Genomic DNA, 25,635 nt, shown 5'->3' with positions numbered 1-25,635 from the left:
GCGATAGTGATCATGAATGATGGCTACAGTGATCGGCGCACAAGCAGAAGAGAAACAATGACGACGCACAAGGACCTGAGGCCGGCGAACGACGATGAGGGTTTCGAATTGGGCAGCCCCCTGCGGACCGGTCGGCTTGATGACATCCTCGGCTTTCACCTGCGCATGGCCAACGTCGCGATCTACCAGGATTACACCGCTGCAATGGGCGATCTCGGCCTGACGCAGAAGCAGTTCGCCGTGCTCGAACTGGTGGCAGCCAATCCCAAAGTCAGCCAAATCGACATCGCCAACCAGCTGAGCATGGACAGGGCGACGATGATGGCGCTGGTCAACCGGCTTGAGGGGCGCAATCTGGTTGCGAGGCAACCATCCTCAGTGGATCGGCGCCGTCAGGAACTGACCCTCACAGGGGAAGGCGCGACGATGCTGACAAAGGCCCGCGACATCCAGAACCAGCACGAGGCCCGCTTCACCGGACGCTTTTCGCCGAAGGAGTTGCAGGATCTCATCGCAGCTTTGAAGCGCATCTACAGCGACGCGTCATCGGACACCTGATTTCGTCAGAAGGTGACGGCTCCGTATTGCGGTGGTCACCTCAAAACTGAAACGGCCGCCCCGTGAGGGACGGCCGCTTGATTGGCATAGATTTAGAAGGGGTAGTGCTGGTTCGGATCTTCGATGGTGATCCAGCGCAGTTCGGTGAATTCGGCAATCGCCGCCTTGCCACCGAAGCGGCCATAGCCGCTACCCTTCACACCGCCGAACGGCATCTGCGGCTCGTCGAAGACGGTCGGGCCGTTGATGTGGCAGATGCCGGATTCTATCCGGGCTGCAACCGCCAGCGCGCGGCGGATGTCGCGGCTGAAGACGGCGCCCGAAAGGCCGTATTCAGTGTCGTTGGCGATGCGGATCGCTTCTTCCTCGCCATTGACGCGGATAATCGGCTTCACCGGACCGAAGCTTTCTTCGGAATACATGCGCATCGAGGACGTGACGCCATCGAGCAGGGTCGCTTCAACGACGCTTCCTTCGCGCTTGCCGCCAGCCACAAGCTTCGCGCCCTTCGAAACCGCATCGGCAATCAGGTCGTCCATCTTCTTGGCCGATTCCAGGCTGATCAGCGAGCCGAGGACGACATGGCCCTTCGGATCGCCGGCCGGCAGTTTGGAAGCCTTGGCCGCCAGCTTCTCGACGAATTCGTCCGCGATCTTGGCGTCGACGATGATGCGCTCGGTCGACATGCAGATCTGGCCCATATTGGCGAAGGCGCCAAAGGCGGCGGCGTTTACGGCCGCGTCGATGTCAGCGTCATCAAGGATCACGAGCGGCGCCTTGCCGCCGAGTTCCAGGATCGCCGGCTTCAGGTGACGACCGCAGAGTTCGCCGATGATCTTGCCGACCTTGGTCGAGCCGGTGAAATTCACCCGCTTGACGGAGGGATGCGTGATCAGACCTTCGACGATCTTGGCCGCATCTTCCGGCGCATTGGTGATGACGCCGATGGCGCCAGTCGGCAGGCCAGCCTCGACGAGGCACTGGGCGATCAGGCGATGGGTGCCCGGGCACTGCTCGGAGGCCTTCAGGATCACCGTATTGCCGCAGGCGAGCGGCATGGCAACTGCACGGGTGCCGAGGATGACAGGTGCATTCCACGGCGCGATGCCAAGGCAGACACCGACGGCCTGGCGCATGCCCATGGACAGCGAACCCGGCTTGTTGGACGGAATGACCTCGCCGGAGATCTGGGTCGTCATCGAGGCGGCTTCGCGCAGCATGCTGGCGGCCACCATGACGTTGAAGGCACCCCAATGACCCGTCGCACCCGTTTCAGCGACGACCAGTTCGCTGAACTCTGCCGTCTTGGATTCCATGATGTCGGCAGCCTTTAACAGGATCTTGCGACGCTCGCCAGGACCCGTCTTCGACCAACCGGGGAAGGCTGCGGCGGCGGCCTCGACGGCGGCATTCGCATCCTCAAGGCTCGCGGCCGAGGCCGTCGTGGCCACTTCCTGCGTGAAGGGATTGATCCGGTTGAAGGTCCTGCCGCCATGGGCAGCCTTTTCGGCACCGTTGATCAGCAATGAAATATGCATGTTCATGTGAATGTCTCCTCCGTGAGCGGTTGGGCAGCCCATGAAGAGCTGCCGTTACAAGTCTCCGTTCGCCGCTGTCGCCCAGGCATCTCCCCTGCCCCGCTGCGTCCGGTTGCCGATCGGCCTGGAATTTATCTCTCCCAGACCGCCGGCCTATTCCGATCAATTAGTAAGTGTAGCGAACAATTATCATTTCGCAAGAGGGCAAGATTTCAATACGGCAAACCGACATAGTTCTCAGCCATGGCGGTTGAAGCCGCGCGGGACTGCGTCAGATAGTCGAGTTCGGCCTCCTGTATCTTCTGCCCGAAGTCGCCAGTGTCGGGGAAGCGATGCAGAAGCGTCGTCATTGACCAGGAGAAGCGAACCGCCTTCCAGACCCGCCTCAACGCGCGTTCGGAATAGGCATTGATGCCGGCTTCGCTCTTGTCCTGGTAGTGTTCGAGCAGGCCGGAGAGCAGATAAAATACGTCGGACGCCGCGAGATTGAGGCCCTTGGCGCCCGTCGGCGGGACGATATGGGCAGCGTCGCCGACCAGAAAAAGGCGCCCGAAGCGCATCGGTTCGGCGACGAAAGAACGCAGGGGCGCGATCGATTTTTCGAAGCTCGGACCCGTCACCAGCGCGTCTGCATGGTGGACCGGCAGGCGCCGACGCAACTCGTCCCAGAAGCGGTCGTCTGACCACATGTCCACCGTATCGTCGAGCGAACACTGGACGTAATAGCGGCTGCGCGTGTTTGAGCGCATCGAGCAGAGAGCAAAGCCACGCGGATGGTTGGCGTAGATCAGCTCGTGACTGACCGGGGGCACTTCCGCCAGGATCCCGAGCCAGCCGAAGGGGTAGATCTTTTCGAATGTCTTGATGGCGTCCGCCGGGACCGCCTTGCGGCTCGCCCCGTGAAACCCGTCGCATCCGGCGATGAAATCGCAATCGATGCGGTGGCTTACCCCATCCTTTTCATAGGTGACGTAAGGGTGGTCGCCGTCAAATCCCCCAGGCGTCACCTGGGCCGCATCATAGATCGTCAGGCCGCCGTCACGCTCACGCCGTTCGATCAGATCCAGCGTCACTTCCGTCTGGCCATAAACCATGACGCGCTTTCCGCCCGTCAGATCGAAGAGGTCGATACGGTGGTCGCGGCCGTCGAAAGCCAGCGAAAAGCCGTCATGCGGCAGGCCTTCGCGATGCATGCGCTCGCCAACACCCGCCTTGTCGAGAAGGCCGACTGCCCCCTCTTCCAGCACACCGGCGCGCACGCGCGACAGGATATGCTCACGGCTCACACGGTCGACTATGACATTGTCGATGCCGGCATTGGTGAGCAACTGGCCGAGCAGCAGACCCGACGGTCCTGATCCGATGATGGCGACTTTGGTGCGCATGGTTCCTCGATGGCGTGCCGTCACTTGGCAATGCGCAAGTCTTCGCCGTCGGAAGGCCCATAGACAATGGACGAAGCTATCCTTTTATTGCACAATTCGAACATGACAAAGCGCAACAGTGGCCCAACCAGCATCATCCCGACCTATGAGCTCTATGGGGAGGATGATGCCGCATCCGCTCAATTTCGGTTGCACTGCGAAACAATTCCGTCGCGAAGCAGTCTGCATCATTGGGAAATCGGGCTGCATCGCCACGAATATTTCTTCCAGATTCTGCTGATCACGCGCGGCTCCGGTGATGCTGTCTATGGTGACCAGATTGTGCGCTTCGAACCTGTCTCCGTGCTCACGGTGCCACCATCCGTCGGTCACGGTTTCCGCTTCTCTCCGGATATCGACGGCTTTGTCTTCACCATCCTCGCCAACCGCCTTCCGGTGAGGCCAGGGGATCCGGGCGCGATTGGCGCATTTCTGTCTCAACCCCGCGTCACCCGCCTCACCGAGCAGACCGCCGAAAGCGATCTCATCCGATCCAATCTGGAGAGGGTGGCCGCCGAGTGGAACACGCGCCTTAGCGGGCGGTCCGTCCTGATGGAAACAGGACTTGCAACCGCGCTCGTGCTGACCGCCCGGATCGCAGCCCAGGAGGCGGACGAAGTGGAGATCGGTGGTGACAACGACCGGCGCATCGAAGCTCTGCTGGCGCTTCTGCATCGCGAGGTGCGCCAGCATCGCCCGGCCTCCTTCTATGCCAACGCGCTCGGCATCTCGACCACCCATCTCAACCGTGTGGTGAAAGCAAAGACAGGGCTCAGCACCCAGGACTTGATTGCCAGACGCTTGCTGGAGGAGGCGCAGCGCGAATTGCTGTTCACACCCGATAGCGTACAGGAGGTCGCGTTTCGGCTCGGCTTCGCAGACCCCGCTTATTTCTCGCGCTTCTTCACCCGCCAGACCGGCGTCACGCCACGAAACTGGAAACGTCAGGAGCAACGTCGGCTGGGTTCGAGAGGCGAGGTCGCGCCGAGCGGTAACGCGGCATCGCACCCCATCACCGCTCGCTGAAGCGATCGATCAACACCTGGCGCATGGCGTCCATCGGCCATTCGCGTGCATTGGCCGCAGGCAGCATGCCTGCCGAAAACCCTTCGGCATTGAATCGGGCGATCAAATCGGCATCGCCACTCACCACGTGCAGCGGGACCGCACGCGACGCATTCGGTCCTGTGACGATCGCCGCCGGCTGGTGATCGCCGAGCACGATGAAGATGGTATCCTTGCCGAAACGGGCCATGTAGCTGCCCAGCGTTTCCAGCGAATAGTCGATCGTGGCAATATACTGGCGGCGTACCCGGTCCGGATCTGACCAGACGACGGAAGGAGGATCGCCACTTGTCGCCTGCTCGTTGAACGCAGAACCGTCACCGACAGCATCCCAATCAATCATGCGGGCGACCGGCGTCCAGGGGGCATGGCTCGAGATCAGGGCAATTTCCGCCATGACAGACTTGCCGCTCTCTCGCTCCGGCCCGCGAACAAGACGTTCGAAGGCCGCCAGCGTGTACTGGTCGGGCATGGTGATCCAGTTGAACGGCTTGCCGCGATAGCCGAGGCCGGCCGCTGGCAGGATCTGGCTGTAACCGTAGTAGGACGCGTCGGGCCAATCCATGGTGATTGCCGGCATGACGGCGGCTGTCTTCCAGCCCGCTTGCGCAAACAGCCGGTTGAGGCTCGGCTGGTCGCTCCTGATCAGCCGGTCGTAACGCGCCTGGCTGTCGACCCAAAGGCCGGAGAGCAGCGTGCCGTGGGCGAGCCAGCTCAGCCCACCGACCGTGGGTGACGTTACCCACGCACTTGCCGACTGCAAGCCGGCGGCATCCAGCATCGCCTGGACAGATTGCAGGCGCGGTCGGGTGACGCCGGCATAACGCGGATCGTCGACGGCGCTGCGACCATAGGACTCGACGAAGATCAGAACCACGTCCTTGCCGGCAACGGCCTGGAAAAGGCGCTCGCCGCTGCGCGGGCCAGTCCCTTGCTTAAGCTCGGCCTCGAAGAGCCGCATGTCATCGATGGAACGCACCACCAGCGAGAGCCGGCCGGACAGATAACCAGCCATATGAAGCTCTACACCCGGTCGACCCAGTGCAAGCAGCAGCGATCCGATGATGGCAAGCGCACCAAAGGCAATCAGCAGCAAGGCGCGGGAAAGCCCTCGCGCACGCGCCATCCACTGCATCGACCGGAGAAAGAGCCCCATGAGCAGCAGGAGGCCGGCGACCGCCATGGAAGCGACAAGCACCGCAACCAGCGAGCCGAACGTGCCCGACATCAGGTTCCAGCCGTCGCCGATCATCTTGATGTCGAGATAGGGATTGAACGGCCTCTGGAAGGCTGCCTGCGTGCCGATATCGGCGATCTTGAGGAAAAGAATGACAAAGACGACGACGACGGCCATCAATCCCAGCACACGACGCAGGCGCCCACTTGTCATCAACAGAACCAGGGCGCCCAACGGCCATTCAAGCGGCAACCGCAGAAAGGGTGAGAGGCCCAACGCATCCGGGTGATCGGGAATCGTGAAGGCTCCGAAAGCGATCAGGCTGAACAGAAGCGTGCCGACCACGACGCGCCAGCGGGGCGGAAGGGCCTCGGATGTGGAACGGATCTCGTAAATGTTTTCAGCTATCCTATGTTTCATGCACACCACCTGCCCGAACCTGCCAGAGACCGGCACCCGGCACGGCGGCTGCCATGTCCGGAGAAGATTGCCCTGTGTCGCCTCTTGCCAGATGTCTGCCCCCGCTTCTCGTGATCGGGCTTCTCGTCGTTTTGCTCTGGCGCACCGATCTTGGCGCCCTCGGCCAAGCCTTCGCGCGGATATCGCCAGCCCCCGTGATTGCGGCTCTGTGCCTCGTCCAACTCCAGATCATCCTGTCGGCCCTGCGCTGGCGCTTTACCGCAGCGAGGCTCGGGCAGGTCATCAGCACAGGGCGCGCCATTCGCGAATATTACGTGGCGAGCCTGCTCAATCAGAGCCTGCCCGGCGGCATGGGCGGGGATGCCATCCGGGCCTGGCGCATGCGCTTCGCCGGAGAGGGTGGGTGGAAGCTGCCGGCCAAGGCAATCCTCTATGAGCGCCTGTCGGGTCAGGCGATATTCTTCCTGATCCTCGCCCTCGGCCTGCCGCTCTGGCCCTTGCTGATCGCCAGCCAATCTCCCTTGCGAATGCAATGGTTGGTGATCGCGATAGGTTCGGCTGGTCTGCTGCTGATTTTCGGCGTCTGGTGGCTGTCTAGGGGATCGGCCCGGACCACGCTGCAGAACCTGTCCAACGACGCCGCCGAAGTTTTCCTGCGCCGTCATGCCTGGCTGGTGCAATCGGGCGTGAGCCTGGTGGTGGTCGCGGCCTATGTCGCCGTCTTCCTGCTGTCTTCCTTCGCGATCGGCGCAAGCCTGCCGTGGCAGGCGGCCCTGACGATCATCCCGCTGTGCCTGTTGTCGATGCTTATTCCCGTCGGGCTCGGCGGCTGGGGCACGCGTGAAGCAGCGGCCATGGCGCTTTGGCCGCTCTTCGGCTTCTCGGCGGCCGACGGGCTGGCGGCCAGCCTGCTCTATGGTGCCCTGTCGTTTCTGGGAGCAGCTCCAGGTCTGTTGATCCTGGTGGCGGAAGCATTGCGGCCGCAGCGTCGCGCGGAGTGACTGCTGCTTCACGGTGTGAGGACCTGCGGACGAAGCAGATAGTGGATGTCAACGGCGAAGGAATAGCTGAGAAGCAGGAGCGCCGAGAGCGCCACGATCGTCGAGACCGGCGGCACGACGAATGGCACGAGAAGCAGGCACAATGCCACGATCTGCAGAACACAGACCAGTTTCCGGCGAAAGGACGGCGGCAGCCGACCGTTCAGCCTGGGCTCATATCGTGCGGCGAGCACGAAGGCATACCGCATCAGACCGATCATCACCACCCAGAGCCCGGCCTTTTCGAGCAGCGCGGCAGCGGCGGAGAGAATGAGGATCAGCAAGGCATCGACCTCCATGTCGAAGCGCGCGCCGAAGTCCGATTCCTGGCCCTGGCGGCGGGCGAGATAGCCGTCGAATCCGTCAAGGGTCAGCGCAAAGAGGACGACCCCCACCAGAGCGAGCAAGGCAGTCCGGTCGGCAGCCAGGTCGTCGAAACAGAAGATGCAAGCGCCAAGCAGGCTGACGAGGCTGGCGCGGAATGCCGTCACCAGATTGGCATGGCCAAAGCGATCAAAGGGGTGACCGGAAAGGCCACCGAGAACCAGAGCGAAGATCACCGCCGCACACAGGACGGGCCAGGCAATGAAGTCCCAGCCCAGCTCCGGCCGCAATGCGCTCAGCGCCACTGCCACAACGGACGTTCCAGCCAGCAAGCCAGACAGAATGATCAACGCATCGCGCAGCAGCGCCGGTGCCACAGACAGCCTTTCGGCCCCATGCTGCCGCCCCTCGCCCAGCCTGCCCGGCTCGCTTGCCATTCTAATGCTCCAGCCCCTATTGTACGCCGCAGTCTACTCGGCTGCGACGAGGCTGGCGAGATCCATCATATGGCCTGCCCTCAGTGTCTTTGTGCGCAGGTAATTCTCGTTTTCGGCGGTAACGCGACCGTTCACCGCAGCGCGTGCCTCGACTTGGATGCCACCCAGACGCAGGCCTTCGATCTTCGTCGGATTGTTGGTGTAGACCGCCACCCGGTCGATCTTCAGATGCTGCAGCATGGCGACGGCCGCTTCATAACGTCGGTGATCCTCGCGCAGACCGAGCTCAGCATCCGCATCGATGGTGTCGAGGCCGAGATGCTGATAGCCATAGGCACGCATCTTCGCACCGATGCCTGTGCCGCGACCTTCCTGATCGAGATAAAGCAGGACGCCGCCACCAGCGCTCTTCAGGAGAGCCAGCCCGTTGCGCAACTGGTCGCCGCAATCGCATTTCAGCGAACCGCATAGGTCGCCAGTGATGCAGGACGAATGAATACGGATCGGGACTGTCTTCGACACATCGGGCTTTCCGACGACGATGGCAACCTGATCCTTCTGGGCAAGGCCACCACGGAATACAACGAAATCGGCATCGCCCAGATCCTTCAACGGGACGCGGGTGCGCACAACCTGGTCGAAACGCTGGCGGGCGACATCAGCCCCCTTCAGGCGGCTTGCCGAGAGTTCGCAGCAACCGGCAAAGCGATCGGCCATGTCGGAGACGTCGGCGACCACCATCGCCGGCAGCAGAAGTGCCAGGCGGGCGAGTTCTGCGGACTGGGAGGCCAGCTGATCGGCCTGCTGCCAGGAGCGGGGCGCATCTGCACCGAGCGAATAAGCAAGACGCGATGCCTGGTCGAAGGTGATGCCGGACAGAGGGGCGAGGATGTCACCATCGGTTACCAGACCCAATCGCGAAGCGCGTGGCGCTGTAAGCAGAAGAGCATGGCGGTCTTCGGTCGCTGCAGCGAACTGGTCGTAAACAGAGGGGGCAACGCAATCCAGCGCAAAAGTCGCCAGCCGTCGCGCTCCTGCATTCAGCAGCACGGGACGGCCGTAACGAAGTTCGGACACGGCCCTCTCGACCTCAATTTCCGGCGTGGAGAACTGGAAGACGGCCTGGCTGGACTTCGACATGGTGTTACTCTCCCTGAGACAGTGGTTCCAATACGCCGAACCTCCGTCGGCGGATTGCGGTCCCGCCATAAATTAAATTCTGTTGTCCTCAAGGAACCAAATGCGCATTTAGGCCATACGTTCCTGAGCCGCGGAGCATAAATGGGCATCATGGAGGATCATGTGAAGAGCCAAGGTGATGAACAGAGCGTATCGGCACACCGGACGGGACAGGCACTTTGGATCGAGGCCGCCGGCCGGTGTGATCTGCGCCATGAAACCGTGCCTGCCATTCGCCCCGGAGAGGTTCTGGTGCGCACGCTTTACAGCGGTATCAGCCGAGGCACGGAATCCCTCGTCTTCGAGGGCCGCGTTCCACAGAGCGAGTTCGAGCGCATGCGGGGGCCGGGCATGGAAGGGCATTTCCCCTTCCCCGTCAAATACGGATATTCTGCTGTTGGCGTGATCGAGGCCGGTCCGTCAGAGTTGATGGAGCGGGAGGTTTTCTGTCTCCATCCTCACCAGGACTTTTTTGTCGTGCCCGCCGAGCGCGTCACTATCCTGCCGGTCTCGCTGCCGGCCCGACGTGCCATTCTAGCCGCCAATATGGAGACGGCGTTGAACGTGGTCTGGGATGCCCAGATCCAACCCGGTGATCGGGTTGCCGTGTTCGGGGCAGGCGTCGTCGGAGCGTTGATCGCCTATCTGTCATCAAGGATCGCGGGTACCGAGACAGTTCTCATCGATCGCGAGCCCAGAAGGGCCGCCCTCGCCGCCGCGCTCGGACTGACCTTCTCCTCACCCGGTGACCTTGCCGGCGAGTTCGATGTGATCGTCAATGCGACGGCGTCGGAACAGGTGCTGGAGGCCGCCATCGGTCTTGCCGGACTGGAAGCACGGATCGTCGAGGCGAGCTGGTACGGAGATCGATCGGTCACACTTCCGCTCGGCGGCGCTTTCCACGCGCGTCGGCTGTCGCTCGTCAGCTCGCAGGTCGGCCACTTGCCTGCCTCTCATCGGGCACGCTGGACTTATTCCCGCCGCCTCGCCAAAGCCCTCGACCTGCTGCTTGATGTCCGGCTCGATGCCCTGATCTCTGGCGAGACACCTTTTTCTGAACTATCCGCCGCCTATGCGCGTATCCTGTCGAGACCCGACACACTCTGCCATCGCATCCGCTACTGAAGAAAAGAGAGCTTATGTTTGCTGTTGAAGTTCGAGACCATATCATGATCGCCCACAGCCTGCCGCGCCCGGTTTTCGGGCCAGCCCAGGGCATGCATGGCGCCACCTTTGTCGTGGATGCTGCCTTCTTCACCAAGGACGTCGATGAAGATGGGCTCGCAGTCGACATCGGAGCCGCGACCACGGTGCTGGCAGAGGTGCTGAAGCCGCTCAACTACCAGAACCTCGACGAACTTGCCGTTTTCAAGGGCAAGGTGAGCACGACCGAGGTGATTGCCAAACACATCTTCGACGAACTCTCGGAAGCAGTCGCCGCCAAGCGTCTCGGTCCGGGAAGCGGACGCATCTGCCGCCTGAAGGTGACCCTGCACGAGTCACATGCCGCGCGCGGCTGGTATGAGGCGGATCTTTGAGCCTTAGCCTTACCTTCGCCTATCCCGGCGATCTCGGGATCAACACCGGCGGCTATGGTTATGACCGCCGGGTTGTCGCCGGCCTGCAAACCCTCGGGTGGAGTGTGACGCTCCTGCCACTGGGCGACGGATTTCCGGCACCCTCTCAAACGGTGCTGGATACGGCGGAAGCCCGCCTCTCCGCCCTTCCGGATAACACATTGGTGCTTGTGGACGGCCTTGCCTACGGGGTGCTCGACGGCTGGGCCAGCTATCATGCAACGCGGCTTCGGATCGCCGCGTTGGTTCATCATCCGCTGGCATTGGAGACAGGGATATCACGCGATGAGCGTCTCCGGGTGGCTGCAAGCGAACGGAAGGCCCTGTCCTTCGCGCGACATGTTTTCGTGACGTCGCCGATGACGGGCCGGGAGCTTGTTGAGAATTATGCGGTTTCGCCGACCGCACGGACCGTTGCGCTACCCGGAACCGAGCCGTCCGGCCTCTCACCCCGCAAGAACGAACCGCCGGTTATCATTTCGGTGGGTACGCTGACACGCCGCAAGGGCCACGATGTCCTGATCAGGGCCTTGAAGCAGGTGGAAACGCTTCCCTGGACGGCCAGAATTGTTGGCAGTCGCACACTCGACACCGCAACAGCCTCGGCGCTCGACGCGCTCATTGCTTCGCTCGACCTTGCGGAACGGATAAAACTGGTCGGAGAAGTCGAAGACAGCCGCGCGGAGATGATGCGCGCCGATATCTTCGCACTCGCCAGCCGGTATGAGGGTTACGGCATGGTCTTTGCGGAAGCCCTGTCGCATGGCCTGCCAATCGTCGCCTGCGCAACGGGCGCCGTCCCGGAGGTCGTTCCCGAAAATGCGGGCGTCCTTGTTCCCGTCGACGACGTGGAAGCCTTTGCAGGAGCACTGCGCCAGATGCTGACCGAGGCCACGACCCGCGAGGCCAAAGCCCGGGGATCAGCTGCGGCTGGTGGACGCCTGCCAACGTGGAATGACACAGCTGCCATCCTATCACGCCGTTTGCAGGAACTGACATGAGCGGATTCGACAAAGACTGGCTGGCACTTCGTGAGCCCGCCGACCGTCAGGCAAGAGCAAAACCTCTGATGGATGCCCTCCGCCGTCATCTGGTGGCGGAGACGGGAACCCCGTCGCTGCTCGACATTGGCTGCGGCACGGGCTCGACCTATCGCGCCCTCTCTTCTCTTCTGCCGGCAAACACCCGGTGGCAACTGCTCGACTATGATCCGCAGCTTCTCCAGGAGGCGGCCAGACGGATCGGCACCTCGGACATGGTCACGATGCGCCAGCACGATCTCAACGATCTCGCCGCCCTGCCACTCGACGGGGTATCGGTGGTGACGGCCTCAGCGCTCTTCGATCTCTGTTCGGCCGATTTCTGCAGCCGCTTTGTCAACCGGCTTGCGGAGCAAGCGGCCGGGCTCTATGCGGCGCTGAATTACGATGGTGTCATGCAATGGAGCGTCCCCCATCCACTCGATGGAGCGGTCGTCGAAAGCTTCAACCGCCACCAACGGCTGGACAAGGGCTTCGGTCCGGCGCTGGGACCCGATGCGACCGGCCATCTGCGCCACTCCCTGGAACCCCTGGGTTACAGGGTGATGACCGGTGAAAGTCCCTGGCATCTCGGCCCTGAGCAGCAAGCGCTACAGGTCGAGTTGCTACGCGGCATAGAGAAGCCGGTGAGCGAGATCGGCGTGATCGATGCGTCCGATCTCAAAAGTTGGCTTGCCTTTCGCCTGGCGGCCGTTACCGCGCAGAACAGCTCATGCGTGATCGGCCACTCGGACCTTCTGGCCATACGCACTCGCTGACGAGATCTGCGGACGCAATTCACAATCGAAAAGGATGTCGCTGCCGAGGCTGTAGACCTTGGCAGTCGGTCGGTGAGCGCTGGAGAGTTCGGCAATCGGCGGCAGGCTTATTCCGGCCGGGCCGGAACCGATGATCAGCGGCGCAATCGCCACATGCAACCGGTCGACCAGGCCGGCATCAATGAAACGGGAGATGGTGCGCGCACCTCCTTCAACGAGAATGCGGCACAGTCCGCGCTCCCCAAGCGCATCCAGCATCGCCTGCGGATCGAGGCCCTGTTCGGTCCGCCGCACGCGTATGACATCGGCCGCATAGGTCGGCCTCGGCGCGTCATGCGCCTGGATCAGGATCACGGGTGCACCACCATCGTGGAAAAGCGTCTCTTCCCCGGTGAGTTCCGCGCGACAGTCGACCACCACACGCACGGGGTTCGGTCCTTTCACGGCCCGCACTGACAGGCGCGGATTGTCGGCCTTGACCGTTCCGACACCGACGATCACGGCCTCGACCAGAGCACGGCAACGATGCAGATGGGCAATGCCATCGGGTCCAGAGATGTCACGAGCGTCGCCGGCAGGTGTCGCCACGCGGCCGTCGATCGATTGCCCGACCTGGGCCAGCACGAAACCGCCCCGTGTCGAAGCGATCGGCCCGTAGAGGGCCAGGGCCGGATCATTCTCCTCACCGGCCGTCACGCTCGTCCGACCGCCCCGCATGGCCAGAAGCCTTGCCCAGAGATGGTCGGTCATGTCGATCTTGCGCATGAGGGTCGTCCCGGCGTTCACAGAATACGATACAGCGTGCCGTCGCGACGCAGGATATGGTGGAAGAGCGCGGCACCCAGATGCAACGCAAACAGGGTCAAAAGGATCCAGGCGCTTGTTTCGTGAATGGCTGAGAGTGTCCAGGCGATATCCGGTGACTTGCCAATCGGGCTCCAGACCGTGAACAGGCCGAACCACTGCAACGGAAAGCCGTGCGCATTGGTGGCCAGAAATCCCGTGACGGGCATGAGGACGAGGAAAAGATAGAGAAGCCCGTGAACGCTGCCGGCAGTCATACGTTCGATCGCAGACCCTTCGCTGGGAGGCGCCGAGCCAGTCAGCCTGACGCCGATGCGCAGGAGCATGATCCAGAGGACAAGGAAGCCGATACTCTCATGCACGAGATAGAAATCGAGCTTCACATCATCCTTGACGAAACCGATCATCAGGCCGAGGGGCCAGGTCACCAGAACCAGCGCGGCGACCAGCCAATGCAGGAGCCGGAGAGCCGGCCGATGGCGCACGACGGCATCGCTATTTTTTGAGTTTTCCATCGCGTTCCCTTGAGCGGCTAGCCTTTCGGCGGCTGCCATTTATTGGTCTTGTCCAATAAATAGGATGAGACAAACTTTTCCGCAATCTAACGCCTGAGCGCGAAGACTTGTCTCAGCTCAAACTCAGGTGATCAGAGAGTGGCCGGGGCACGCTGGAAGAACACATACGAGCCTTTCGACACCTTGAAGATATCGCAATTTCGGCGAACCTTGCCGCCCTCTTCAAGGCGAAAAACGCCGAGCGATCCCGAGAAACCTTCCAGCGCCATCATGCGCTCGGGCGCAAAAGCGGTATTGCCCCAGCGACTGACCAGCCCGATGGCCATGGCCGTGGCGTCGAAGCCATAACCGGCATTGGCTGAGGCCGGCATGCCATAGCTCTGCATGTAGCGCGTACCAATACGCGCCTGGATATTCTGATCGTAGCGACAGACGATGGTGGCTGTCAGCTTGGGTTCGGCGAGATCCGCCGGCATGAGCGTTGTGCTTGCCACCAGACGGCGTCCTGGCGCCGGCGGTTTGGTTGCATCGATTTTCTTCAAGACATCACCGGGAGACTTGATGCCCGGCATGAGCACGACGATGTCAGCCTTGCTCCAGGAGGCAAGCGATTTCGGCGGGATAGCGCTGCCGGCAAGTTCGATGACTGGCTCGACCTTGCCTCCGAAAGCCTTGATCTGCGCCGCCACGCGCTCGGCCTGGATCTTCTCGGCCGGAGATGCGGCGAGGATGACGGCATGACGCCCCCCCTCCGCCATCGCAAAGGATGACGCCTCGATCAGGCTGTCGACGGGGCTTGAGACGAAGGCATAAACGGACGGTGGCAGCGTTGCTTCATTGGTCTGAAGGGTAACGATCGGCACTGGGCGGCCCGCAAGGCCCTTTTGAATGATATCCAGTTCAGCGCCACGCGCGGTGGTGATGATCAGGGCGGCACCATTGAGACCGAGTGACTTTGCGGCAGCCTCGATGGCATCGGGCTTTTCCGTCGTCTCAACCATTGTGAGCTTGATCACGTCACTGCCGAGCGAATTCACCGCGAGCGCTGCACCGTCGCGCGTCTCGTTGTCAGCCTGTCGGCTCGCCTGGTCCATCCGTCTCACGCCGATATAACCGACAAGCGTCGCGCCGGCGCCGAGCGTCTGGTTGTACAGTCCGGTATCGGACGCGACTTGGCCCTGGGCACCCCCGTCCTTCGCAACGTCCTTCGGCACGAGGTCATCTGTCTGACACCCGCCAAGGAAGAGGCTGACGAGCGTCACTGCCCCAGCACGAGCCCACATGCGCCCCGGTGTTGCCAATACACTCATGCTCTTGATGACTTTTTGCTCCCAAACCCTGGGAAACCGTAAGCATAGGACGGCCGCAAAGCAAGAGCCGAGCTGTCCCATATCTGGGCACATATCTGGATCGGTAAACGGCCCCCTCACCCGGATCCTGGTGCAAAAGCCGGCATTCGCGGTGCGACGTGGCATAGTTAACGGAACGCTGACTGGAACCAGAAGATTTTATGATAATATAGCCTCGGGACTTTACAGTATATAATCTAAGTATCGGAACGAATAATTGAGCTGATCAACGTATTCTTCGAGCAATATCGGAGAAAAGCGATGATCAACAAGAACAAGAAAATTCTCGCAGTCTCGACGTTCGTTCTCGCAACGATGATGTCGGCAAGTGTGCAGGCAACACCGCTGTCGATCGAGGTGCCATCCTTCCCCACCAACAGCACCACCATGCTTCAGGGCATGAGCCCTATGCCGGTTCCCATGGGAGGGCTGCTTGTACAGGGCATCTCCGCAGGCTGGAAGGCGGTCTCAGCGGTGTGGACCAACAACAGCTGGACGGGCACGGCAGTCGCCTCGCTCGTCGACCGCAGCCTGACGACCAGTGCCGTCACCATGCCGCGCAGCAAGGAGCCGCTCGTCAAGCCACGGCAGATGGCCGAAGACGTCTTCGGATCCGTCGCCATTCCCTTCAAGAAGCTGGGCGCCCTAAAGAAGGCCGCTCCGACCTTCGCTGAAATTGCCAAAGGCACCGTCCTCACCTGCGGCGGAGAGAACTGTGTGCAGGTCAAGGCGATGGTTCAGAAGACGGCTGCCGGGAATGGCATGTCCTCGATCCGCGACAAGCTCAACTTCGTCAACAGCGATATCAACCGGCGCATCCAGTACCGCAAGGACATCGATGTGCACGGCAAGCTCGATCGCTGGGCCACACCATCAGAAACCCTGAAGCTGGGCGTCGGCGACTGCGAAGATTATGCGCTGCTGAAAATGGCCGTCCTTGCAAGCCAGGGCATTGCACTGACCGACATGACCGTGGTCATCCTCTATGACACCAAACGGCATTTCTACCACGCGATCCTCTCGGTCGAGGTGCAGGGTCGCCACTACATCCTGGACAATATGCGCGAACAGGTGCTGACCGACGCACAGCTTCCTGACTACATGCCGCTGTTTTCGATCTCCAACGGGCGTGGTTTCCTGCATGGTACAAAAACCAAGGGCAAGGCGCTGGCGATGACAAGTTTCGACGGCATTGCCCCCGGTGAAGGCGGCGAACTCTGACAGGCATCGGCAACCATGCGAACGATGGCCGACGTCCAGTCTCGGCCATCAATGGCGAACGATGTAACCCATCAGCATCTGCTTTGAATGCACGGGGGCCAGCGCCAGGTTGATCTGCCCCGTCAACTGTTTGCCGGCGCAGCTGGCGATGAAGCCTGTCGTCATCATCTTGCGCGTTGCAACCAGGTTGTCGATCGCGTCTTCGACATTGGTGTCGAGCACGAAGCGAAAGCCTGACGACATCTGCGCCACATTGCCAAGGGACAGCCTCTGTTTCAGCATCGTCACGAAGGGCTCGTTGAAGAGCTGGATCTTTTTTTCCCGGGTGAGCACGATCGCCGGTGACGGGCAGGCGTGAAGCAGGACGCCAAGGCTTTCGATCGAGTATGAGGCTTCTGCCGCAGCCAGCCGGCGCCACATCCACCGAAAAGCAATAACACGCAGCATGGAAGCGAGATTGCCGTTGTCGCCGACATGCTGGGCCGCCTGCTCGACCACATCCCCCATCGACTGGCGCGATCCGGTCAAAAGCCAGGAGAGGCCTTCCCAGTAGACCTGTTCCAGACGGATGCCGCGACGGACACCACCCCGGCCGATGATTGCACGGAACTTCGGCTCGCTATCCCCGTCACCGATCTGAAACAGCGTCTGGCCGGGAAGATCGACCCTCTCAGCCTGAGGCGGTGTCCGATCCGGCGCCAACATGCCTCACCGCTCGGTCAGGGCGACGGATTGCGCCTTGTTGATCGGCTTCATCAGATAGCTGAGAATGGTCTTGCGTCCGGTCATGATCTCGACCGACGCCACCATGCCAGGAATGATCGGATAGGACTTGCCATTGCGTTTCAGCTCTGACTGGTCGGTTTTGACCTGGACAAGATAGAAAGTCTCGCCCTTTTCCTTTTCCACGATACTGTCGGCGGAAATATTGGTCACCTCGCCTTCGAGCCCACCAAAAATCGAGAAGTCATAGGCGGTGACCTTGACGATCGCCTTCTGCCCGCGCCGGATGAAGGCGACATCACGGGGCGAAATTTTCGCCTCGATCAGCAGGACATCGGCCGTCGGCACGATGCCCGCAATCACGGTCCCGGGATCGACATAGGCGCCGATGGTGTTGACTTCGAGCGTATTGACGATGCCGTCTACCGGAGAGCGGATATCCGTGCGGTCGACACGGTCTGAGGCTCCGCGAATGGTCTCGTCGATAACCGACAGCTCGGCGAGCGTCTGCGCCTTCTCGGTGAGCGCCTGCTGACGCAGCTGAAGGGCGAGTTCATCGACCTGCAGCTTGGCTTCCTCAACCGCACCACGCAGTCGCTCCAGGCTTTCGGTATAGACATCGACCTGTCCGCGCTGGTCGGTCAGTTCGCGTTCGACCGTCAGCAACTGCGTCTGCGCGACCAGTCCTTTTTTCGCCAGCGGGCTCATCAGGTCATATTGCCGGGTTGCCGCCTCAATATTCTGCTGCAGGCGCACGATGTTGGCCTGCGCCTCGCTCAACTCGTTTTCGCGCTGGCGCACACGCTCCTGCAGCACGCCGAGCTTGTTGAGGTAGCTCGCCTTATTGGCGGCAAACAGGCTTTCCTCATTGTCGCAGACCTTGCTCGCCACCGCCTTCACATCTTCGGGGCAGACGAAATCGACGTCATACTTTCCGGCTTCTTCAAGCGCCAGTCGCGCTACCTTGGCCCCGAGCGCCCGCGCTTTCGCATTCGCTTCGCCAAGCGAGGATTCCGTTGTCGTGTTGTTCAGCTGGACGATCAATTCGCCCTTGCGCACCACCTGCCCCAACTGCACGGCAATGGTCTGGACGATGCCGGCTTCCGAAGACTGCACGATCTGTGTCTTCGACACCGGGATGACCTTGCCTTCGCCACGCGCCAATTCATCGATTTCGGCAAAGGCTGCCCAGGCGAGAAAAACCACGATCAAAAGCGCGACCAGGGAAACGATCGTGCGGGCAAAAAACGGGGGCGTATCAACGACCGCACGGCTCATGGCTTCACCACCGCTTTTTTCTGCATCGCCTCGATGACCGTCTTCTTCGGTCCGTCAGCCACCACTCGACCCTTGTCGAGCACGATCAGGCGATCGACGAGATCGAGCATGGTGAAGCGATGGGTGGCAATGAGAAGTGTCGTGTTGCGATCAAAGGCACTCGACAGCCGATTGATCAGATGGCGCTCGCTGGCCAGATCCATCGCACCCGAGGGCTCGTCCAGAAAGACGATCTTCGGCTTGGTGAGCAGGAGCCGGGCAATCGTCATCGCCTGCTTCTGTCCGCTGGACAGATTGGTTCCGCGCTCACCGACCGGCATGTCGAAGCCGCGCGGATGGCGGGAAACGAATTCCTCGACACCGGTCATTCGGGCCACGTGCAGAAGTTCCTCGTCCGTGGCGTCCGCCCGACCGATCAGCAGGTTCTCCTTGACCGTACCGGAAAAGAGATCCGACGACTGGCCGGCCACGGCGACAGCCGATCGAACCTCAGACATGTGATACTGGCGGATGTCGACGCCGTCGATCAGGATGCGACCATCGGTCGGCACGAACAAGCCGTCGAGCAGGCGACCAAGCGTCGTCTTGCCCGAACCAATGCGGCCGATGATGCCGACGCGCTCTCCCGGCTGAACCGTGAGATTGAACTGATTGATGACGGGATGGTCGGAGCCCGGATAATTGAACGAGACGTTCTGGAACGAGAAGCCGCCTTCCTTGATCTCGCGATTGACAAAACCGACGGAAGACGGCCGGTCCTCCGGCTGATCCATCACCTGATCGAGAATGCGCAAGGACAGGGTTGCCTGGCGGAAGCGCGCGAGCGTCATGGCAATCTGACCAAGCGGCGCACCTGCCCGGCTGGCCAGCATGACGGTTGCGACGATGGCACCCATCGCAAGCCGACCCTCGGAAAATTCGTAGGTGCCGGCAATGACGATCAGGACGCCGACGATCTGCTGAATGAGTGCTGTCAAATTGATCGCATTGGTCGAGACATGCTTGATGTCTTCGTTGGTGCGGCTCGAATGCTTCATCAGCTCCTGCCAGCGGCGCAGCATGGTCGCTTCGGCGCGCAAGCTCTTCAGTGTCTCGATGGTTGAAATCGTCTCGACAAGCAAAGACTGGCGCTTCGAGGCTTCATTGGATGCCGCAGCCATGCGATGGCCGATTTGGGCCTGGGCGCGCAGGCCGATGGCGACCGACAGCAGGAGGGCAACAGCCGGAATGATCGCGAGCCAACCCGAGATCAGATAGATCACGATCAGGAAGATGAAGACGAAAGCAGTATCGATCACCAGACCGATCGTATTCGAGGTGAAGAACTCACGCACGAACTCGTATTGCATCACACGATTGGCGTATTCGCCGGTCGAGAGCGGCCGCGACGCGAGAGTGGTATTCAACACCTTGTCGAATATCATCTGCGACAGCCGCAAATCGGCGCTGCGACCTGCGTGATCGATCAAGGCCGCACGTGCCGTTTTCAGAAGATAGTCGAAGAGATAAGCAAGCAGGATGCCGACCGCCAGCACCCAAAGGGTGGGGATTGCCTTGTTCGGCAGCACCCGGTCGTAGACGTTCATGGTGAAGAGCGGCGAGCCGAGCGCAATCAGGTTGATGAACAGGGCGGCGATCACCACGCGCACATAGGTTCGCCAATAGGGCGTGAGCGCCCGAACGAGCCAGTGGCGTTTCTCGATTTCATCGGCTGAGCCGATCAGCGCTTCTTCGCCGTCATTGCGATAGAAAAGCGTGAAGCCGAAGGCGAATTCGGGCTGCAACGCCAGAAGCTCCTCGCGGCTGAGCCGGGTCGCCAACGGACCGCCCGCAACATCAAGCGTGTACTCGCCCGCTTCACTGATTTCCAGAAGCGGAAGGGTGCCGCCATCCTTGAGCACAACGATCGCCGGACAGTCGAAATCGCCCTCACGCACGGCGCGCTCGGCGACTCGCATGACCTGAAGGCCTATACGTTCAGCAACATGCTCAACATCATCGAGCTCGAGAGACTCGACGATTTCGTCCGGCAGACCGGAAAACAAAACGGTATCGGAACTGGGCCGGCCATAATATCCAGCCACAGCCTTGAATGAAGCACGAAAACTGTGGCGGGCACGAGTGCCCGCCGGTTCGCTGAAGCTATTTAACATTTCATCCAATCGGATGGACGGTTACTGGAGCGGCGCCAGGAGGTCCATCGGCACACCCGCCTTTTGCCGCGGATCCCGCTCGACATAGGCACCATCAGCCGCCGTCTTCACGGAAAATTCGTTGCGCGCGTAAGCTTCCGTCTGAGCCACGGGCTTGCCACCCATGACCTTCAGCAGAGAGCCGGTCGCGGCCAGGATCTTGTATTCGGCGAAGAGCGCCGCGAAGCGGGCAGTTTCCGCGACGATGCTGGTGTTGAAGCGCGTATTCTGAGCATCCAGCACGTCAAGCAGCGAGCGCTGACCGATCTTGAACTGTTCGCCATAGGATGAAACGAGCTTGGCGTTCTGCGACGACTGCGATCCGAGGATCTGCGACAGCTCACCACGGCTACCGCGTTCGTTCCAGGCCGACCGAACCGACTCTTCGATTTCGCGATGAACCTGGTCGGACGCATAGCGCTGTTCGCTGGCGCGGCGGATCTGCTCCTGCTCGCGCGCCTGGTCGATGCCGCCGCGATAAAGGTTCCAGCGCGCGACCAGACGAACTTCCAGGTCGTTGGTGTTGCCCTGGCTGCCGCTGATGTCATTGCCGACCGTGGCACGACCTTCGAGATCGACGGTCGGCGCATAGTTGGAGCGCGCACCGCGAACAGCGGCATCAGCCGCATCGATATCAGCGCGAGCCGAGTAGATGCGCGGATTGTTGGTCTTGGCCAGCTCGATGGCGTCCTGCAGCGAGCGCGGCAGGGCCTTGCCGAGCGAGCCCGGCATCTTGGCGTTGACAATCGGCTCGCCGACCGTCTGAAGGAAGCGGATCTTGGTCGCTTCCAATTCTTCCTGAGCCTCTCGCAGACGGGCCCTGGCCGCTTCAAGGCGCTCGCGACCCTGGAGGCTGTCGACATCCGTCAAAGCGCCGCCGGCAATGCCCTGATTGATGTCACCCAGAATACCCTGGTGGAAATCGACATTCTGCTTGGCGATACCGACGATCTTGGTCTGCAGGATGTATTCAAGATAGTCCTGCGCCACCTGAAGCGCGACAGTCTCCGAACGTTCGAGCACCCGGAAGGAGGCGCCATCGACACGCGATGCCTGGGCATCGACCTGGGCACGCCGTGCGCCGCCGTCAAGCAGGCGTTGCGTGATCGTCAGCCCGACATCCGAGGAATTGAAGGTTTCATAATCCTTCGTCAGCGTGCCGGTGCTGGCGTTGGAGAGTCGGCGCTTTCCCACGCCGGCCTCGAGATCGATCGACGGCAGATACAAGCCGCGCGCCTGGCGCAGCTCGAATTCTACGGCTTCACGGTTCTTCACCGCTTGCGAAATCTGCGGATTTGTCGTCAGCGCCTTCTGGATCGCCTCCTGCAGCGACATTGCGCTTGCAGGTGTCCAGGACACAATTGCCAGTGCCGCAGACGTGTACAAGGCCGCGAACAATCTATTTTTGGTAAACAATTTAGTGCCCCTGCCCAAACTCAATTAGCACTTCTTATATACCGGTGCCTCTCTCGCTGTGAAGTCCAATCCGCCGGTTGAGAAGATGCACCCAATTTTGATCTCTTGACGTGATCTGACTGCTTTTTGGACGCAAGATTAAATTTTTGTCCTCTACAGGGGTCAACTTCAACGAATTGTAGCGCTGTGAGAAACAAGACTTCGAAAAATTTTCCGCGGTTTCATTTTGGACAGTTCACATCCATGGGCCAGATTACCCCTGCAAATGTAGAGAAATATCGGGCATGTCTCCCTTCAGCCACAGGGGTTTGACCGATCGCCCAAGAAGTGGCTGTGGATTGCTGTGCAAAAACGGAGTCTCATCGCAGAATCAGCAAAGTAGATCGAAGCGAATGATCATGGAACATACATAAAAGGGGCACCCGACGGGCGCCCCTTTTTCTGACTGAGCTGTCCGGACAGACCTCAGTCGTGATGTGTGACAGTGACCGAGTGCTGATCGTCGAAGAGAACCTTGATGGCCGTTGTGTGGTTCTCAAGAACCGCGACGTCCTTCCAGCTGTTCTCTGCAACCTGGACACTGACGGTGGTATTGCCGTCGGCGACAGTCGCCTTGATGTTCGCCGCTGCGGTCTCCGCCGTTGCCTGCTCACCGAGCAGGCTGTCCAGCAGGGCCGAGACATCCAGCTGGTCACCCTGTTCCGACGAGAAGTCGGTGATCACGTCCGCCACGTCGAGATCGCTGAGCGCAGTCTCGTCGAAGACGAAGGTATCGGCACCTTCACCGCCGGTCAGGAAGACCTGACCCATGCCGCCATGCAGGACATCGTCACCGTCGGTACCAACAACGGTCAAGGTGTCGGACGCATCCGAGCCGAAGATCGTGTCGAAGCCGACTTCGACGAAGTTGCCGGTCGAACCGTCATCGAAGGTGAACGAACCTTCGCCGAGGATCGCCTGGCCGTCTTCCGCACCGCCGGTCGTATCCGTGGTGAGCGAGATGCTGGCCACGTGATGGTCGCTCAGGCTCGAAAGCTCGCCATCGTCGCTGATGCCGTTGTTGTTGGCATCGATCCAGACCTTCAGCTTGGAGAAGGCATCGTCGCTACCATCGATCTTGCCGTCGTGATTGCCATCCAGCGAAGCGAGTGCCGCCACGCCGCTGGCAAAGGTACCCCCGTTGAAAGCAGGCGTGAAAATCTCCGAACCGTTGTCGATCTTGCCGTCGCCGTTGACGTCATAGGCAAGAATGCCATCGTCGCTGGTCCAGGCGATCTGGTCCTTGTGACCATCGGCATTGATGTCGAAGGTGACACCGTGGTCGATGGAGGAGAAGGCGAAGCCGTTATGGTCGAGGTCGAGGACGATGGGGTCGGCAGAGCTGGTGGTAGTGCGAACATTGTTATCGGCAATCTTGAAGACAAAGCTCTGTCCCGCAAGCGAAACTCGGACACTGTTATCTCCAGAAGTGTTTTCTCCAACCAATGTGTATACCGCAGCCCATTTGGAACCTCCAGATAGTCCATTTGCATCGACTTCGAGCAATATATCTGAGCCTACATTCGAAATTCGAACATAGTTATTCACGTTCGCGCCCGGGGGCAGGGACGGTATTAGAGAGGTAAGGTCGATCTTATCGCTCAAGCTAGCGGTCGAGCTAAATTCATAGTCCGTAATCCGGTCAGCATTGGCTGGCTGTGCGGCTTCAGAACCCCAGCGGAAGATGTTCCTGCCGCCTCCACCTTCCAGCGTATCGTTTCCAGCCCCGCCAATCAAAACGTCGTCGCCATCGTTGCCTGCAAGGCTATCGTCGCCGCTACCACCGGTCATCGTATCCGCCGCCGCAGAGCCGGACATGAAGAGGTCTTCTGACTGATTCGACAGGTTCAGAACTCCTCCGGAGGACATCAAGACATTCTCAACGTCAACGATCTGGTTATTCGAGCTGCTGGTGAAACCACCTGCGACGTAGAGGCTATCCTGCCCGGCGCCGCCGTCCAGCTTGGTGTCGGACGCGTCCCCATACAGGTTGTCGTTGTTGTTGCCTCCGTAGAGCTGGTCTGCGCCCCCATCTCCATGCAGCATGTCCACGCCGTCGTCGCCATAGATCTCATCGTTTCCGGCACCGCCGTGAAGCACATCGCCCCCGCCATTGCCGTCGATCACATCGTTGCCCGAACCGCCCGTGATGGCATCGCCATCAGATGAGCCTTCGATATCGAAGCCCTCGGTCTGGTTTGACAAATCCAAGATACCAGACGAGGTCATTTCGACGTTTTCAACATCGACAATCTGGCCGTTTGTGCGGCTGACGAAGCCACCTGCCACATGGAGCGTGTCGGTTCCGGTTCCACCGTCGAGAACGAGATCTGCCTGGTCGCCGTAAAGATCATCCTGTCCGTTGCCGCCATAGAGAGAGTCCGCGCCAGCATCGCCGTACAGATTATCGTCACTATTGTTTCCGGAAAGAACGTCATCGCCATTTCCACCACGCAGGGTGTCGTTGTCGTTTTCGCCCATCAGGTAGTCGGCAGCGCCGCCACCGGTCAAGTTATCTCCGCCGCCATGTCCATCAAGGTAAGAACCCTGGTAGTTCCCAACTATCTGGAAAGTTCTACCGTCGAAGTTATCGGTATCTATGACCTTCACGGAGACCGCAGCAGTCGAGATTCCACCCTTGCCATCGCTGGCGGTGTAGCTGAATGTGTTGCCACTTGTGTCATCACCGTAGACATAGCCACCCCAGGTATAATCACCAGACAAGTTCGGCACCGAGAATGAGACGGTTTTGTTTACCGAGTCGATGGTGACATTAATCTGCTGCCCGTCGATCCCGGTGAGCTTGGAGACCGACGTGATCGAAAGCGTGTCGCTGTCGAGATCACTGTCATTGCCGATCAACATGCTCCAGGGGATTACCACGTCAGTATTATCCGAGACGTAGATTGTATCTCCACTGGCAACGGGGTTGTTGTTCTCAACAACATTGCCGACCGTAATCGTCACAGACTGCGTCGCAATGTTATGGCTCGTTGCACCGTCATTGACTTCGACCTTCAGCGAAACCGAACTGCTATCTTCATAATCGAGGCTCTGACCGCTCTTCAGACGCAGCTCATACGTTCCAGGCTTGCCTTGCTCCGAGGCCGGAACCGCCACAATCTCAAACCTGTTGTCTACGGTCACGCCATCCGACTGCAGAACGCGGAATGTCAAATCGTTAGCCGTATCGACATCGCCAACCTGGAAGGTGTCAATCAGAGCACCGAGCTGGTTTTCCTGGATGGAAGCATCATCCAACCNCAACCTGGAAGGTGTCAATCAGAGCACCGAGCTGGTTTTCCTGGATGGAAGCATCATCCAACCCGGAGATGGTCGGCGCATCATTCACAGCCGTAACGTTGATCGTCACCGTAGCGGTATTGGAGAACTCGCCGTTCGCGTCGTATACCTTGTACGTGAAGCTGTCGGGCCCGTTGTAGTTGGCGTCCGGCGTATAAAGGAACGTGCCGGCCCCGGTGAACGACAAGGTGCCGTGGGCGGGGTTGGTTTCGAGCATCGCATTGATTGCGTCACCATCCACATCCATATCGTTGAGCA

At 60.4% G+C, this 25,635-nt stretch carries 22 protein-coding genes; 8 read left to right on the top strand and 14 right to left on the bottom strand.

Annotated elements, in window-relative coordinates:
• Positions 1 to 57: 57 nt before the first annotated feature.
• A complete protein-coding gene (locus DMY87_RS23195; RefSeq protein WP_110794013.1) occupies positions 58 to 558 on the top strand; it encodes a MarR family winged helix-turn-helix transcriptional regulator in 501 nt (166 codons plus the stop codon).
• Between the two features lie 92 nt (positions 559 to 650).
• On the opposite strand, the gene DMY87_RS23190 is transcribed toward DMY87_RS23195, so the two are convergent.
• Both DMY87_RS23190 and pobA read right to left on the bottom strand, forming a co-directional pair.
• Positions 651 to 2,096, bottom strand: coding sequence for an aldehyde dehydrogenase (locus DMY87_RS23190; protein WP_110794045.1), 1,446 nt, complete (start codon positions 2,094 to 2,096; stop codon positions 651 to 653).
• Positions 2,097 to 2,308: 212 nt separating this feature from the next.
• On the bottom strand, positions 2,309 to 3,481 hold the full coding sequence (gene pobA, locus DMY87_RS23185; protein ID WP_110794012.1) for a 4-hydroxybenzoate 3-monooxygenase: 1,173 nt from the start codon (positions 3,479 to 3,481) through the stop codon (positions 2,309 to 2,311).
• Between the two features lie 102 nt (positions 3,482 to 3,583).
• Here pobA and DMY87_RS23180 point away from each other — a divergent pair, with 102 nt between their 5' ends.
• On the top strand, positions 3,584 to 4,546 hold the full coding sequence (locus DMY87_RS23180; RefSeq protein WP_110794044.1) for a helix-turn-helix domain-containing protein: 963 nt from the start codon (positions 3,584 to 3,586) through the stop codon (positions 4,544 to 4,546).
• Here the strand turns inward: DMY87_RS23180 and DMY87_RS23175 are convergent.
• Positions 4,533 to 6,182: a sulfatase-like hydrolase/transferase gene (locus DMY87_RS23175; RefSeq protein ID WP_245409026.1), complete on the bottom strand. Its 1,650-nt coding sequence runs from the start codon at positions 6,180 to 6,182 to the stop codon at positions 4,533 to 4,535. The two genes, DMY87_RS23180 and DMY87_RS23175, sit on opposite strands and share 14 nt — an antisense overlap.
• A gap of 53 nt (positions 6,183 to 6,235) precedes the next feature.
• Between DMY87_RS23175 and DMY87_RS23170 the strand changes: the two genes are divergently transcribed.
• Positions 6,236 to 7,183 (top strand): lysylphosphatidylglycerol synthase transmembrane domain-containing protein, encoded by a 948-nt coding sequence (locus tag DMY87_RS23170; protein WP_110794011.1) that lies wholly within the window; start codon positions 6,236 to 6,238, stop codon positions 7,181 to 7,183.
• Between the two features lie 8 nt (positions 7,184 to 7,191).
• Here DMY87_RS23170 and DMY87_RS23165 read toward each other — a convergent pair whose 3' ends face one another.
• Together DMY87_RS23165 and ribA are read right to left on the bottom strand one after the other, a co-directional pair.
• Positions 7,192 to 7,983, bottom strand: a complete 792-nt coding sequence (locus tag DMY87_RS23165) for a CDP-alcohol phosphatidyltransferase family protein (RefSeq protein ID WP_110794010.1) — start codon at positions 7,981 to 7,983, stop codon at positions 7,192 to 7,194.
• A 33-nt stretch (positions 7,984 to 8,016) separates the two neighbouring features.
• Positions 8,017 to 9,123, bottom strand: coding sequence for a GTP cyclohydrolase II RibA (gene ribA, locus DMY87_RS23160; RefSeq protein ID WP_110794009.1), 1,107 nt, complete (start codon positions 9,121 to 9,123; stop codon positions 8,017 to 8,019).
• Between the two features lie 141 nt (positions 9,124 to 9,264).
• Here ribA and DMY87_RS23155 point away from each other — a divergent pair, with 141 nt between their 5' ends.
• Genes DMY87_RS23155 through DMY87_RS23140 form a run of 4 tightly spaced genes read left to right on the top strand, consistent with a single transcriptional unit; the run spans position 9,265 to position 12,537 of the window.
• A complete protein-coding gene (locus tag DMY87_RS23155; protein ID WP_342588670.1) occupies positions 9,265 to 10,287 on the top strand; it encodes a zinc-dependent alcohol dehydrogenase in 1,023 nt (340 codons plus the stop codon).
• A 14-nt stretch (positions 10,288 to 10,301) separates the two neighbouring features.
• A complete protein-coding gene (locus tag DMY87_RS23150; protein WP_110794008.1) occupies positions 10,302 to 10,700 on the top strand; it encodes a 6-pyruvoyl trahydropterin synthase family protein in 399 nt (132 codons plus the stop codon).
• Positions 10,697 to 11,740 carry a glycosyltransferase family 4 protein gene (locus DMY87_RS23145; RefSeq protein ID WP_110794007.1) on the top strand — a complete coding sequence of 348 codons (1,044 nt, stop codon included), beginning with the start codon at positions 10,697 to 10,699 and terminating at the stop codon, positions 11,738 to 11,740. Before DMY87_RS23150 ends, DMY87_RS23145 begins: the two co-directional genes overlap by 4 nt.
• On the top strand, positions 11,737 to 12,537 hold the full coding sequence (locus tag DMY87_RS23140) for a methyltransferase domain-containing protein (protein ID WP_110794006.1): 801 nt from the start codon (positions 11,737 to 11,739) through the stop codon (positions 12,535 to 12,537). The genes DMY87_RS23145 and DMY87_RS23140 overlap by 4 nt, the downstream gene beginning before the upstream one ends.
• Here the strand turns inward: DMY87_RS23140 and DMY87_RS23135 are convergent.
• From DMY87_RS23135 to DMY87_RS23125, 3 genes are all read right to left on the bottom strand, one after another.
• Positions 12,490 to 13,302: a RibD family protein gene (locus tag DMY87_RS23135; RefSeq protein WP_110794005.1), complete on the bottom strand. Its 813-nt coding sequence runs from the start codon at positions 13,300 to 13,302 to the stop codon at positions 12,490 to 12,492. The two genes, DMY87_RS23140 and DMY87_RS23135, sit on opposite strands and share 48 nt — an antisense overlap.
• Before the next feature lie 17 nt (positions 13,303 to 13,319).
• The gene (locus DMY87_RS23130; protein WP_110794004.1) at positions 13,320 to 13,856 is read right to left on the bottom strand and encodes a cytochrome b; all 537 of its coding nucleotides are present in this window, start codon (positions 13,854 to 13,856) and stop codon (positions 13,320 to 13,322) included.
• A gap of 131 nt (positions 13,857 to 13,987) precedes the next feature.
• Positions 13,988 to 15,166 carry a type 1 periplasmic-binding domain-containing protein gene (locus tag DMY87_RS23125; protein WP_110794003.1) on the bottom strand — a complete coding sequence of 393 codons (1,179 nt, stop codon included), beginning with the start codon at positions 15,164 to 15,166 and terminating at the stop codon, positions 13,988 to 13,990.
• 300 nt (positions 15,167 to 15,466) lie between these two features.
• On the opposite strand from DMY87_RS23125, the gene DMY87_RS23120 reads away from it, so the two are divergent.
• Complete coding sequence (locus DMY87_RS23120) at positions 15,467 to 16,426, top strand: transglutaminase-like cysteine peptidase (RefSeq protein WP_110794002.1); 960 nt, start codon at positions 15,467 to 15,469, stop codon at positions 16,424 to 16,426.
• Between the two features lie 48 nt (positions 16,427 to 16,474).
• On the opposite strand, the gene DMY87_RS23115 is transcribed toward DMY87_RS23120, so the two are convergent.
• From DMY87_RS23115 to DMY87_RS23090, 6 genes are all read right to left on the bottom strand, one after another.
• Positions 16,475 to 17,131, bottom strand: a complete 657-nt coding sequence (locus DMY87_RS23115) for a ribbon-helix-helix domain-containing protein (protein WP_110794001.1) — start codon at positions 17,129 to 17,131, stop codon at positions 16,475 to 16,477.
• 3 nt (positions 17,132 to 17,134) lie between these two features.
• A complete protein-coding gene (locus DMY87_RS23110) occupies positions 17,135 to 18,427 on the bottom strand; it encodes an HlyD family type I secretion periplasmic adaptor subunit (protein WP_110794000.1) in 1,293 nt (430 codons plus the stop codon).
• Positions 18,424 to 20,580, bottom strand: coding sequence for a type I secretion system permease/ATPase (locus tag DMY87_RS23105; protein WP_110793999.1), 2,157 nt, complete (start codon positions 20,578 to 20,580; stop codon positions 18,424 to 18,426). Before DMY87_RS23105 ends, DMY87_RS23110 begins: the two co-directional genes overlap by 4 nt.
• A 21-nt stretch (positions 20,581 to 20,601) precedes the next feature.
• A complete protein-coding gene (locus DMY87_RS23100) occupies positions 20,602 to 21,954 on the bottom strand; it encodes a TolC family outer membrane protein (protein WP_110793998.1) in 1,353 nt (450 codons plus the stop codon).
• 546 nt (positions 21,955 to 22,500) lie between these two features.
• Entirely contained in the window at positions 22,501 to 25,335 is a 2,835-nt protein-coding gene (locus tag DMY87_RS24570) for a type I secretion C-terminal target domain-containing protein (protein ID WP_133253057.1), read from the bottom strand.
• Positions 25,328 to 25,594 (bottom strand): Ig-like domain-containing protein, encoded by a 267-nt coding sequence (locus DMY87_RS23090; RefSeq protein WP_425353525.1) that lies wholly within the window; start codon positions 25,592 to 25,594, stop codon positions 25,328 to 25,330. Before DMY87_RS23090 ends, DMY87_RS24570 begins: the two co-directional genes overlap by 8 nt.
• Positions 25,595 to 25,635: the final 41 nt, after the last annotated feature.

The sequence above is a fragment of the Peteryoungia wuzhouensis genome, assembly GCF_003205195.1.
GTDB classification, from domain to species: Bacteria; Pseudomonadota; Alphaproteobacteria; order Rhizobiales; family Rhizobiaceae; genus Allorhizobium; species Allorhizobium wuzhouense.
This window is presented reverse-complemented; position numbering and strand designations above follow the sequence as displayed.

Excerpts from the sequence above, each read along its gene's own strand:
- DMY87_RS23115 (WP_110794001.1), bottom strand. The coding sequence starts at position 17,131 with ATGTTGGCGCCGGATCGGACACCGCCTCAGGCTGAGAGGGTCGATCTT.
- DMY87_RS23170 (WP_110794011.1), top strand. The coding sequence starts at position 6,236 with ATGTCCGGAGAAGATTGCCCTGTGTCGCCTCTTGCCAGATGTCTGCCC.
- DMY87_RS23195 (WP_110794013.1), top strand. The coding sequence starts at position 58 with ATGACGACGCACAAGGACCTGAGGCCGGCGAACGACGATGAGGGTTTC.
- DMY87_RS23110 (WP_110794000.1), bottom strand. The coding sequence starts at position 18,427 with ATGAGCCGTGCGGTCGTTGATACGCCCCCGTTTTTTGCCCGCACGATC.
- DMY87_RS23180 (WP_110794044.1), top strand. The coding sequence starts at position 3,584 with ATGACAAAGCGCAACAGTGGCCCAACCAGCATCATCCCGACCTATGAG.
- DMY87_RS23100 (WP_110793998.1), bottom strand. The coding sequence starts at position 21,954 with ATGTCGCTGCAGGAGGCGATCCAGAAGGCGCTGACGACAAATCCGCAG.
- DMY87_RS23150 (WP_110794008.1), top strand. The coding sequence starts at position 10,302 with ATGTTTGCTGTTGAAGTTCGAGACCATATCATGATCGCCCACAGCCTG.
- DMY87_RS23135 (WP_110794005.1), bottom strand. The coding sequence starts at position 13,302 with ATGCGCAAGATCGACATGACCGACCATCTCTGGGCAAGGCTTCTGGCC.
- ribA (WP_110794009.1), bottom strand. The coding sequence starts at position 9,123 with ATGTCGAAGTCCAGCCAGGCCGTCTTCCAGTTCTCCACGCCGGAAATT.
- DMY87_RS23120 (WP_110794002.1), top strand. The coding sequence starts at position 15,467 with ATGATCAACAAGAACAAGAAAATTCTCGCAGTCTCGACGTTCGTTCTC.
- DMY87_RS23125 (WP_110794003.1), bottom strand. The coding sequence starts at position 15,166 with ATGAGTGTATTGGCAACACCGGGGCGCATGTGGGCTCGTGCTGGGGCA.
- DMY87_RS23165 (WP_110794010.1), bottom strand. The coding sequence starts at position 7,983 with ATGGCAAGCGAGCCGGGCAGGCTGGGCGAGGGGCGGCAGCATGGGGCC.
- DMY87_RS23155 (WP_342588670.1), top strand. The coding sequence starts at position 9,265 with ATGGGCATCATGGAGGATCATGTGAAGAGCCAAGGTGATGAACAGAGC.
- DMY87_RS23130 (WP_110794004.1), bottom strand. The coding sequence starts at position 13,856 with ATGGAAAACTCAAAAAATAGCGATGCCGTCGTGCGCCATCGGCCGGCT.
- DMY87_RS23140 (WP_110794006.1), top strand. The coding sequence starts at position 11,737 with ATGAGCGGATTCGACAAAGACTGGCTGGCACTTCGTGAGCCCGCCGAC.
- DMY87_RS23190 (WP_110794045.1), bottom strand. The coding sequence starts at position 2,096 with ATGCATATTTCATTGCTGATCAACGGTGCCGAAAAGGCTGCCCATGGC.
- DMY87_RS23175 (WP_245409026.1), bottom strand. The coding sequence starts at position 6,182 with ATGAAACATAGGATAGCTGAAAACATTTACGAGATCCGTTCCACATCC.
- pobA (WP_110794012.1), bottom strand. The coding sequence starts at position 3,481 with ATGCGCACCAAAGTCGCCATCATCGGATCAGGACCGTCGGGTCTGCTG.
- DMY87_RS23105 (WP_110793999.1), bottom strand. The coding sequence starts at position 20,580 with ATGTTAAATAGCTTCAGCGAACCGGCGGGCACTCGTGCCCGCCACAGT.